We start from the raw sequence: 425 nt of genomic DNA, 5'->3' as shown, positions 1-425 counted from the left end.
TCCCGCCTGACCGGCGCGGTCAGCGGGGTGAACGACTTCAGGCACGAGGGAAGCGTCTGGATCGTCACCGGCGACTCCGATGTGAAAACGCTGCGTAACGCCGGGGAAATCAGCTTCGATGAGCAGGGCTCCGCCGGCCGCACCCTGACGGTTAAGGGGGACTACGTCAGCGATAACGGGCTGCTGACACTGCTGACGCGGCTGGGAGACGACAGCTCGCTCACGGACCGGCTGGTTGTGGAGGGCAGCACCGCGGGCGAAACCCGGCTGAAGATTATCAACGACGGCGGCCTGGGAGCGGAAACCCGCGACGGTATCCGGGTGGTGATGGTGGGCGGGAACTCCGACGGCAGCTTCCGGCTGACAAACCGGGTGGGCTACGGCGGCTATGAATATCTCCTGTACAAGGGCGGCGTGACCGGCGG

At 65.9% G+C, this 425-nt stretch carries 1 protein-coding gene; it reads left to right on the top strand.

All coding sequences use genetic code 11. The annotated features are described in order from the left end of the window. The coding region (locus tag GJV78_RS22840; protein WP_155110334.1) for an autotransporter outer membrane beta-barrel domain-containing protein at nucleotides 1-425 on the top strand (425 nt) is incomplete at both ends.

The sequence above is a fragment of the Intestinirhabdus alba genome (assembly GCF_009711095.1).
Lineage (GTDB): Bacteria > Pseudomonadota > Gammaproteobacteria > Enterobacterales > Enterobacteriaceae > Intestinirhabdus > Intestinirhabdus alba.
Note: the sequence above shows the minus strand (reverse complement) of the source record. Positions and strands in the feature narration are given on the sequence as shown.